Raw genomic sequence first — 10,529 nt, forward strand, 5'->3', positions numbered from 1 at the left:
CGATGCTCCTGGACCATGCGAACCGCACGCTCACGCACTTCCGGGGAAAACTTCTTCGACTTGTTCATGGCTCCATTCTCTCAAGTGTTGGAGCCTCCGCAATACCCGGGGCGGTTCAAAGACTATAAAGAATGCATGCGTTCTGTGGAATGAAGTCGGCACCGGTGGCGGTCCAGGCTAAAATCCGACAGCACTTCCTCCGTCTACGTGCTATTGGATAGCTAGGGAATGACTACCCCAGCTTAGCTGCTAAGTCTTCTGCCGACGGATGGTAGTACCGCATCAGCATGCGCAAGTCGCGATGCCCGGTGACTTTCGCCAGCTCATGCACGCCAAGGAGCGCTGCGAGCCTGGAAGTCGCCTCGTGCCTCAGATCATGGAATCGTAGGTTCAAGAGGTGTTTTGCGTCAGCTGGCCGCCCTTCCCTCTCGCAGTCGGCAACGTAGGCGGCACGCGCCCGCTCTGCCGCGCGATCGAAGGCTCTGGTTACGGCATCATCACGCACGGCAAACAGTCGATCCTCCTTGTCCGTCTCTTTGGGTGTTGAGGCCTCCCGCTCCTCCTGCTTCTTATCGTGCTCGGCTTTCAGCGGTTCAAGCAAAGCCACTGCCCTGCTAGAAAGCGGCACGTCACGCGGATAGCCGTTTTTCGTCGTGCGAATGTGGATTACGCGTCGGGCTAGGTCCACGTCTCGCCACTGTATCCCCACGAGTTCACCGCGCCGCATAGCGGTCTCAACTGCAAGCCGGACTATGTGGGGCAGGATGTCCGATCCTGTGGCCTTGCATACCGCATCAATCTCCGCATCGCTTACCCGTCGCTCGCGGCCGTTTCGCAACGGTGGCAACTTGACCAGGCGTACGGGGTTCGCAAGAGCCTCCATACTCCACGATCGCGCTGCGTGCTCGAACACATGTGAGAGTACTGCCAGGCGCCGGGCGATGGTTGCTTGGGCGTATCCATCTCTTCGCCAGCTATCCACCATGGCCGACACATCGGCCGAGCGGACCTTAGCCATCGCCTTCGTTGCCAATGCTTCGCCTTTCAAGATGCCGATGATGGATGCCTCTTGAACGGCGCCGCGTTTATGAGCGGTGACCTCGTTCTGGTAGCGTTTCAGGCATGTGATGAGCGCCGTGCGCTCCGCTTCAGTGTTGTCGCGCCAGAGACCGCGCTCTACATCGGATTCCTGCTTCCTGGCCCAGGCCTCTGCGTCTGTCTTATTTCGGAAGGTCTCCGTAGTGACGACCCCATGCCGACGTACCCGCGCACGCCAGCGCCCATTGCGCTCGCTGATCGATGCCATGTGTGGCGAACCTCATTTGGTCCAAATTTGGTCCAAATATACTACAATGCTGCTTAACATGGCTTATTTACTTGCTTACAGCGCTTCCTATTTTAGCATTCGCAATGCGAAGGTCGGGAGTTCGATCCTCCTCCGCTCCACCAAATTATCTCATTCAAAACAGCGCATCACGCCTTGCAGCATGATGCGCTGTTTTGTTTTCAGGGCTGGCAATAGACGGCTTCCCGGCTCGCATCGCGTTCGCGGCCTTCGGCAACCGCACCACCGCATGCCCCGACCTTGTACATCAATCACCTTCACCGACCGCATATGGCCTCCGACGGCGCCGACCTGCAAATAAGTCGCGGCGTCCGGATTCCCGCCGATGAAATCGAACTGGCGGGAGTGCGCGCGTCCGGCCCCGGCGGACAGAACGTCAACAAGGTCTCGTCGGCGATTCACCTGCGCTTCGACATCAAGTCCTCGTCCTTACCCGAGCATCTGCGCGAACGCCTCTTGTCCCGCAAGGACAGCCGCATCAACCGCGACGGCGTCCTCGTCATCAAGGCCCAGCGCTACCGCAGCCAGGAACGCAACATCGAAGATGCCTGCGAACGCCTGCGCACGCTGATACTGTCGACAACGATCGAAAACAAACCGAGACGGCCGACCCGGCCGACGCGCGGCTCGCGCGAGCGCCGGCTGGCAAAGAAAACGGCGCATGGGAAGACCAAGGCCCTGCGCCAGCGCGTAAAGCCACAGGATCTGTAGATACCGCTTCGGGATTACCCAGACATATGCTCCGTTTCAGGCCCCATCATTTCCTCTGCTCCCTCGGCTATCAAGGCAAGGGCTATTCCACACGGTTCACCGCCAATATGGATGACATCGTCTTCGGCAGGCTTGGAGCTTCCACGGGCGAAGACACGCAGATCGAGGTGGTTGGAGTCAGCGACGACATCTGCTCTCCCTGCCCGCATCGACGCGGTGAAAACTGCGACAAGCCGGACAAGATCGCCGCGCTCGACCGACGCCACGCTGAGCATCTGGATCTTCGCGCAGGTCGGGTGATTGGCTGGCACGAGGCTCGCGAACGCATCCGCCGGCGCGTGACGCCGCAGGATCTGGACGTGATCTGCGAGGGCTGTGAGTGGCTGGATGCGGGGATGTGCAAACAGGCGGTGGCCAAGCTTCACTCCGAATGAACGAGCGTCTCGGGCTTCATCGAACTGAGGCGCGAAGCACATGAGCCGGATACGAAAACGGCAGGCTCGAAGGCCTGCCGTTCTGTTCTGGTTTGCGTCGCGCCGTATGAACCCGGCGCGAAACAGGACGCTCAGCGCCCGGCCTTGCCCAACAGACGCCAGGCCAGCGGCATAAGCGCAGTCGCCAGCAGCAGCTTCGCCAGGTCGCCCAGCATGAAGGGGACCAGACCGGCGGCCAGGGTGGCGTGCACGTTGAAGTGCATGAACGCCGACAGCCACAACAGGCCGGGAACGTAAAGCGCAATATTGCCGATGAGCATGGCGACGGCGGTGCTCGCGCCGTTGCGGCCCCAACCGTGCTGAGCCAGCCAGCCGATGACGCCGGCGGCAAGCACAAAGCCCGCCAGATAACCGCCGGTGGGGCCAATCAGGGGCGCAAGTCCGGCCGCACCGCCGGCGAAGAACGGCAGGCCGATCGCACCTTCGAACAGGTAGGTCAGAACGGTCACCATGCCGAGACGCGCACCGTAAGCCATGCCGATGAGCAGCACGGCGAAGGTTTGCCCGCTCACCGGGACAGGCCACAGGGGGACGGTAACCTGGGAGGCCGCAGCCAGCAGCAGACTACCGATCGCCACCAGCGCCGCGTTGCGCAGCGCGCGCGAAGCATTCGCTTCGGGCCACAGGCGCGTGACGAGGGTATCTTGAGTTTCCAGGGCGAGAGAAGACATCTGCAATAAATCTCCGGTCGGTGGTAAGCCTGTGAAGGCTTGTTGCTGAAAATCATAGGCCGAGCATGGCCTTATCGACGGCTGCCGAGCCGACGCCGCACAGTATACCGATTTCCGACCATGTGTCGGCGCCGAAGAATATTGAAACTTTCGCCATACCGTCATCCGCCCTCGATTTCTCAAGCAGCCGATCGCACTGTAAACTGCCCGCCTCTCGTGAAGTAAGCATTTCGCAATGTCCGAACCGAAGACCGTGCCGGCCAAGCCGGCTTTCTCCAGCCCCCTACCCACGCCGAGTCTCGCAGACAAGCACATCGCGACGCTGGCCCATCTGCCGGGAGCCGCGTTGGGCCTGGCCGCGGCCGACGCCGTCCTGAACCATTCCGGTTCGGCACTGCTGCTCACGGCGGACACCCAAAGCGCCTGGCAACTGGAACAGGCCCTGCAGTTCTTCACCAATGGTTCGCTGCCGGTACTGCATCTCGAGGACTGGGAGACCCTGCCCTACGACGTTTTCTCGCCGCACGACGACATTGTCTCCCAGCGTCTGGACGTACTCAGCCGCCTGCCCGGGTTGCAAGAAGGCGTGCTGGTAGCGCCGGTGGGTACGCTAATGCATCGGCTTGCGCCACCGGAATACGTGCGTGGGCATAGCCTGAAACTGGATCGCGGACAGCGGCTCCACATCGAGGCTTTCCGTCGCGACCTGGAAGCCGCCGGCTACCGGGCGGTCACCCAGGTCATGAGCCACGGCGAGTTCGCCGTGCGCGGAGCCTTGATCGATCTTTACCCCATGGGCCGGCGCTCCCCCATCCGCATCGACCTGTTCGACGACGAAATCGAGACGCTGCGAGGCTTCGATCCAGAGACACAGCGTTCCGAAGACGAGATCGAGCGCGTCGAACTCATGCCCGGCCACGAGTTCCCCCTCAACGAGGACGGCATCAAGGACTTCCGCCGTCGCTACCGCGAGCGCTTCGAGGGCGATCCGCAGGCCAGCCAGGTCTATCGCGGCGTGAGCCAGGGACAACCGCCCGGCGGCATCGAGTACTACCTGCCGCTATTCTTCGAACGCACCGCAACCCTGTTCGACTACCTCACCGGCGACACGCTCATCGTTCTCGCGGACGGCGTACAGGCCGCTGCCGAAGCCTTTCTGCAACAGGTGGAGGAACGTTACGAGCAGTTGCGCCACGACCGCGAGCGCCCGCTGCTGCCGCCGCAGGAGCCGTTTCTCACCGCCGAGGAACTGAACGACGCACTGCAAACCCGCCCCACCCTGCGGTTGCTGGCCCGCCAGGGCGACGAAGACGCGGGCGAACAGGAAGCCGACGCCGTCGCATTGCCGCCACTGCGCCTGCAGCCGCGCGCGGAACGCCCAGCCGCCGCACTGCACGACTATCTGGAAAACCATGAGGGGCGCGTTCTGTTCGCCGCCGAATCCGCAGGTCGCCGCGAAGCGCTGGGAGACACGCTGCGCGCCCAGGGTCTACGTCCTCACACGATCGAGAACTGGAACGAATTTCTCGCTAGCGACAACCGTCTGTGCCTCGCTGTCGCGCCGCTTCCGGCCGGTGTTCGACTGCCTGGCGCAGCGATATCGATCATCACCGAAGGCGAACTGCTCGGGGAACGCGCCCAACAGCGTCGGCGCAACCGCCGCCCCACGCGCGATGCCGACGCCGTCATCCGCAACCTCACCGACTTGGCCATCGGTGCGCCGGTGGTGCACGAGGACCACGGCGTCGGCCGCTATCAGGGACTGATGAAGCTCGACATCGGCGGCACCGGCAACGAAGCCGAGTTTCTCGCCATCGAGTACGCTGGAAACGACCGTCTCTACGTACCGGTCGCCTCCCTGCACCTGATAAGCCGCTACACCGGCGCCAGCGAGGGCGAAGCCCCGCTGCACAAGCTCGGTGGCGACCAGTGGCAGCGCCAGCGCAAGCGCGCCGCGGAAAAGGCCTCCGACGCCGCCGCCGAGCTATTGGAGATCAACGCCCGTCGCGCGGCTCGCCAGGGCCAGACCTTCGCCATCGACGGCGACGAGTACGCCGCCTTCGCCACGGCCTTCCCCTTCGAGGAAACGCCGGACCAGCAGTCCGCCATCGACGCGGTGCTCGCCGACCTGGCCGCACCAACGCCGATGGACCGCGTGGTCTGCGGCGATGTCGGCTTCGGCAAGACCGAAGTCGCCATGCGTGCCGCCTTCGCCGTGGTGCAAAACGGCCATCAGGTCGCCGTGCTGGTTCCAACCACACTGTTGGCCGAGCAGCATCTGAACAACTTCCGCGATCGCTTCGCCGACTGGCCGGTGCGCATCGAGTCGCTGTCGCGCTTTCGTAGCAAGGCCGAACAGGAGTCCACGCTCAAGGCGCTGCGCGAAGGCGCACTGGACATCGTCATCGGTACGCACAAGCTGCTCGCCCCCGAGATTCGCTTCAAGCGCCTGGGGCTCGCCATCATCGACGAGGAGCACCGTTTCGGCGTGCGTCACAAGGAACGACTCAAGCAGCTGCGCGCCGAGGTCGACCTGCTCACGCTGACCGCCACTCCGATCCCGCGCACACTGAACATGTCGCTGTCCGGCCTGCGCGACCTGTCGATCATCGCCACCCCACCGCCGCGCCGGCATCAGATCAAGACCTTCGTGCACGAGTGGAACGCGAGCATGCTGATCGAGGCCTGCGCGCGCGAACTCGGCCGCGGCGGCCAGATCTATTTCCTGCACAACGAGGTCAAGACCATCGAACGTGCTGTGCGCGACCTGCAGAAGCTGCTGCCCAACGCGCGTATCGGCATGGCTCACGGGCAGATGCGCGAGCGCGAGCTGGAACAGGTGATGCTGGACTTCTACCACCGCCGCCACGACGTGCTGGTCGCCACCACCATCATCGAAAGCGGCATCGACGTACCCAACGCCAACACCATCATCATCGACCGCGCCGACAAGCTGGGCCTGGCCCAGCTACACCAGCTGCGCGGCCGCGTCGGGCGCTCGCACCACCGCGCCTACGCCTATCTCATCACCCCGCCGCGCAAGGCCATGACGCCCGACGCGGTCAAGCGCATCGAAGCCATCGAAACGCTGGGCGACCTCGGCGTGGGCTTCAGTCTTGCCACCCATGACCTCGAAATTCGCGGCGCCGGCGAACTACTGGGCGAGGACCAGAGCGGCCAGATCCAGGAGATCGGCTTCACGCTTTACAACGAACTGCTCGAACGCGCCGTCGCCGCGCTCAAGGCAGGCAAGCTGCCCGAGCTGGAGCGTCCCCTGGAACACGGCACGGAAGTGGATCTCGGCGTCGGTGCACTGCTGCCCGACGACTACGTGAGCGACGTCCATGGCCGCCTGATTCTCTACAAACGAATCGCCAGCGCTACCGACGAGGTCGAGCTGCGTGAGCTGCAGGTCGAACTCATTGACCGCTTCGGCCTGCTGCCGCAGCCAGCCAAGAACCTGTTTGCGATTACCGAACTCAAGCTGCGCCTGACACCGCTGGGCGTGCGCAAGCTCGAGGTCGGAGCCCACGGCGCACGGCTGATCTTCTCCGAGCAGACACCGGTCGATCCGGGCAAGCTCATTCTCCTGCTGCAGTCCAACCCGGCCCGCTACAAGCTCGACGGCCAGTACAAGCTGAAACTGACGGTGGAAATGCCCGAACTCGAGGATCGCTTAAGAGTCATAGACGAGCTGATCGCCAAGCTGGGCGGCTGAAGATAGCGGCCCGCCTCCGACGCGATACACTATCGCCATCGACGTTGCCCCCGGGCAACACGTTCATGCTATCGGTACCGTCCGGCTATGCTCCACAGCCCATGGTACGCAGGAGACCATCGAATGCCCGCCCTACGTTCTTTTCTGGTCATTTCCCTCATCATGCTCGGAGTCTTCTGGCCGCTGTCCCGTGCCGCCGCCGCGCCCCAGGACCAGAATCGCTATCGTATCGAGATGGTCTTTTTCACTTTCAACTCATCGGCCAACTTCAGCCAGGAGCAATGGCGTCAGGGCCTGCCGCAACCCGACTTGGCACACGCGCTGGATCTGTTCGGTGGGCAGACCGCGCCGGGTTTCAAGGTGCTGCCGCCTTCCGCCTACGAACTCGATGCCGCGGCCAAACGCCTGCAGGCAAGCGGACGCTACACCGTGATCGGGCACGTCGCCTGGGAACAGCCCGGCCTGGACATCAAGCAGGCGGTGCCCGTGGTCATCGCCGGCGGCGCCGACTACGGACCGCTCTACCCGCAACTCATGCAGCCGCGCTTCATCATGCGCGCCGGCCAGGCGGTAGAGGTACCCGCACCGCAGCACCTCTACCAGCTGTACGGCACGGTCAAGATCGTGCTCAGCCGCTATCTGCATCTATACACCGACCTGGTGCTGCGCGTGCCGACCAAACCGCAGGACGTCCCCGCCCCTGCCGCCTCGGCTCAGACCGACCAGACCACACCGGTCGCGGGAAGCCAACCGGATCAGAATCCGGCGCTGGCCTCCAACGCCACCACTTCCCCTGCGCCGGCGACCAGTGAGCAGGCCATGCAGACCAAGCTCGTCGAGGACGTGCCCGTGATCGCCAATCCGCGGAATGCGCAGCCGGCGCCGGGAGGCACGCTGACGGAAGTCCACATCATCGAACACCGCCGTACCCGTTCGAAGCAGCTCAACTACGTCGACCACCCCATGCTGGGCATCCTGTTCGAAATCTGGCCGATCGGGAACAGCCGCTGATTCTTATGCGAATTCTGAGAAACAGAATTTTAATGATTGTTTTATAAAGTCAATGGGTATTGTATGGATAGCGGCTCAGCCCCCGACTTCGGCGAGATCCGGGAAACCCTCCATCGGCACGACGACGATCTGCTGAGCGCCGGATTGGGGCTGACAGGGCTACGCCAGATTCAGCCTCCATGCTTCTACGATCCCGCCCGCCCCACGCCCGAAGAACTCAGGCGGCGTGCCATTCATACCAACTGGCGCGCCATAGTCGATCTTTCGCCACTAGGCGCCTTCGGCAGCCTGTACGGCGGCGCGCCCGAGGTGCCGGGACGCGAGTACCAAGCCTTCGCCCGTCTGAGTGGAGCTGAGGCACCGCATCGGGTGCTGCTGCAGGCACCGGACGCCTTCGACCGCCAAGCGCGCTGTCTGGTGGTAGCCGCATCCCCCGGCTCGCGCGGCATCTACGGTGCCATCGCTCTAGCAGGGGCCTGGGGGCTGCCGCAGGGATTCGCCGTCGCCTACACCGACAAAGGTGCCGGCACCGGCTACTTCGATGCCGGCAGCGACACCGGCGTACGCCTGGATGGCACACGCGCGCATCGGGGAGAAGCGTCGCTGGAGTTCGAACCCGCCGCGGCTGACTGCGGAGTCGGCATCAAACACGCCCACTCCGGCGACAACCCCGAGGCGCGTTGGGGCGACTGTGTATTGCAGGCGGTCGATTTCGGCCTGGCGATGCTCGAACGCGCCTACCCCAACGAAGCGCCCTTTACCGCCGAAAACACACGCATCATCGCCGTGGGTCTATCCAACGGCGGCGGCGCCGTCCTGCAGGCCGCAGGGCGGGACTCTATCGGCGCGCTGGACGGCGTAATCGCAGTTTCGCCCAATATTTATGCTGCCGAAACGGGACGCCCATTCTATGACTATGCCAGCGAGGCGTCGCTCTTGCTCAGCAGCGCCCTCGCCGCAGCACCCTTCCGCGAGATCCTGCAGGCACGTTTCGGAGAACATCCGCCATACGATTTTACAGCGCACGGTGAAGCGCTCAGCGCTGCAGGCCTGCTCGATTCAAGCGATCCGCGTGGCTGGCCGCAAGAAGCTTTGGAACGCCTGCTGGCCGCCGGCTGGGGGCCGAACGTGCTGCAGACCTCGGCGCTGATCAACGAACTCGATCTATGGCGCCCGGCCGGCGCAACCTATGCCAGCTCCTATCTTCGCCGTCCTCTGGACAACATGCCCTGCGACTTCGACTTCGAGGCGGTGGCCATCGACGGCGACGGCCACCGGCATCCCACCGACGAGCGGGTACGAGCCGCATGGTGGTCTGACGCCCACGGCATCCCGCCTGGCGCCGGCGTCGTGCTGCCGCCGACGAAGCGCTCGCTGATCGGGGACTTCGGCTGTCTACGCAAACTGTGGACGACCGACGGCGAAGCCGGTCGCGCGTTGCGCGACGGCGTGGCCGCCACCGCCGCGCAGCTTCCCCGCAACTCGCTGCCGATATGGGTCGTTCACGGTCACGACGACGGCCTGATCCCGATCAACTTCAGTTCGGATGCCTACGTCGCCTGGCTTCGCGCCAACGGCCGCGATCCGGTGTACTGGGAAGTGCCGTATGCGCAGCATTTCGACGCCCTGCTCGCCTGGCCGGCGCTCGGCATGCGCTATCTGCCGATGATGCCCTACGTCTATTCCGCACTGGACAGCATGCTGCTGCATCTGCGTGAGGGCACCGCTCTTCCGCATAGCCGGGTGCTCGACAGCCGACCGCGCGGGGAGGCGGTTCTTGAACACGGGCATCTGGGGATCGTTGGCGGTTAGGGACAGCTAGCGAAGTCGGTATTTCTTCGGCGGGTCTAGGAGTCCATTTCGGGCTCGATCCAAAGTATGTGGTTTCTATGGGCTATGTGGTGAAATCTGTTCCCAATTGTTGGTGCTGAGGCACGTTTCGGACGCGATTCGACGTTTGGGGCTCAGATCAATCGAGGTGACGCGCCCGAGCCGGTTTCTTTGAGTGCGCAAAGAAACCGGCGAAAGAAACGCACCCCCAGGATCGCTTGTCCCTGCGGGCAACCTCGCGAACGCACACCTGAACGGGGCCCACAGCCATTCGCCATCCGGGCGAAGAGCTGCTTGGCTGACATCCCTGTCAGCCATCCGCGCTCAGGCGCACATCCGCGAGGCAAGCGATCAGGGGGGGCCTAACATCAAAACACGGCTCCCGTAGGTTGGGGTGAGTGCAACGAACCCCAACATGATCTGCACTGCCCGCGTTGGGGTGCGCTTCGCTTACCCCAACCTACGCTTCTATCGCCGAATGCGTAGCCCAAGCGTTTGCGATGCGTTCTATTTTCACGTCCCGATCCCCGTTAGGCCTTGCCTCGAGCGTGCGCCCCGGCGCGGGGTCGGGCGGCAGGGACGCCGCCCGCGCAGGCTTTGCCAGGAGGGCAAGTGCCTGCGGTGCCCCGGGACGGGGTGTACGCTCGAGGTCTGCCCGTAGGGACAAGGCCTTTCGGGCGCCTTTCTTTCGTACCTTTCTTTGGGCGTGCAAAGAAAGGTACTCGGGCGCGTCACTCACGTAAGACCAG

7 protein-coding genes are annotated in these 10,529 nt (G+C 63.6%); 5 read left to right on the top strand and 2 right to left on the bottom strand.

Annotation, left to right across the window (positions count from 1 at the left end; genetic code table 11):
• Positions 1 to 232 precede the first annotated feature (232 nt).
• Positions 233 to 1,306, bottom strand: coding sequence for a site-specific integrase (locus P8014_RS19265; protein WP_337818951.1), 1,074 nt, complete (start codon positions 1,304 to 1,306; stop codon positions 233 to 235).
• 309 nt (positions 1,307 to 1,615) lie between these two features.
• Here P8014_RS19265 and arfB point away from each other — a divergent pair, with 309 nt between their 5' ends.
• Positions 1,616 to 2,056 (top strand): alternative ribosome rescue aminoacyl-tRNA hydrolase ArfB, encoded by a 441-nt coding sequence (gene arfB, locus P8014_RS19270; protein WP_337818952.1) that lies wholly within the window; start codon positions 1,616 to 1,618, stop codon positions 2,054 to 2,056.
• A 26-nt stretch (positions 2,057 to 2,082) separates the two neighbouring features.
• The gene (locus tag P8014_RS19275) at positions 2,083 to 2,490 is read left to right on the top strand and encodes a DUF1284 domain-containing protein (RefSeq protein WP_337818953.1); all 408 of its coding nucleotides are present in this window, start codon (positions 2,083 to 2,085) and stop codon (positions 2,488 to 2,490) included.
• A gap of 131 nt (positions 2,491 to 2,621) precedes the next feature.
• Here the strand turns inward: P8014_RS19275 and P8014_RS19280 are convergent, their stop codons facing one another.
• A complete protein-coding gene (locus P8014_RS19280) occupies positions 2,622 to 3,221 on the bottom strand; it encodes a biotin transporter BioY (protein WP_337818954.1) in 600 nt (199 codons plus the stop codon).
• A gap of 235 nt (positions 3,222 to 3,456) precedes the next feature.
• On the opposite strand from P8014_RS19280, the gene mfd reads away from it, so the two are divergent.
• The 3 genes from mfd to P8014_RS19295 all read left to right on the top strand — a co-directional run bounded on the left by mfd (position 3,457) and on the right by P8014_RS19295 (position 9,762).
• Complete coding sequence (gene mfd, locus P8014_RS19285) at positions 3,457 to 6,939, top strand: transcription-repair coupling factor (protein WP_337818955.1); 3,483 nt, start codon at positions 3,457 to 3,459, stop codon at positions 6,937 to 6,939.
• 123 nt (positions 6,940 to 7,062) lie between these two features.
• Positions 7,063 to 7,950 carry a CsiV family protein gene (locus tag P8014_RS19290; RefSeq protein ID WP_337818956.1) on the top strand — a complete coding sequence of 296 codons (888 nt, stop codon included), beginning with the start codon at positions 7,063 to 7,065 and terminating at the stop codon, positions 7,948 to 7,950.
• 63 nt (positions 7,951 to 8,013) lie between these two features.
• Entirely contained in the window at positions 8,014 to 9,762 is a 1,749-nt protein-coding gene (locus P8014_RS19295; RefSeq protein ID WP_337818957.1) for a 3-hydroxybutyrate oligomer hydrolase family protein, read from the top strand.
• Positions 9,763 to 10,529 lie beyond the last annotated feature (767 nt).

Source organism: Acidihalobacter sp., assembly GCF_037381185.1.
In the GTDB taxonomy this organism is placed as follows: domain Bacteria; phylum Pseudomonadota; class Gammaproteobacteria; order DSM-5130; family Acidihalobacteraceae; genus Acidihalobacter_A.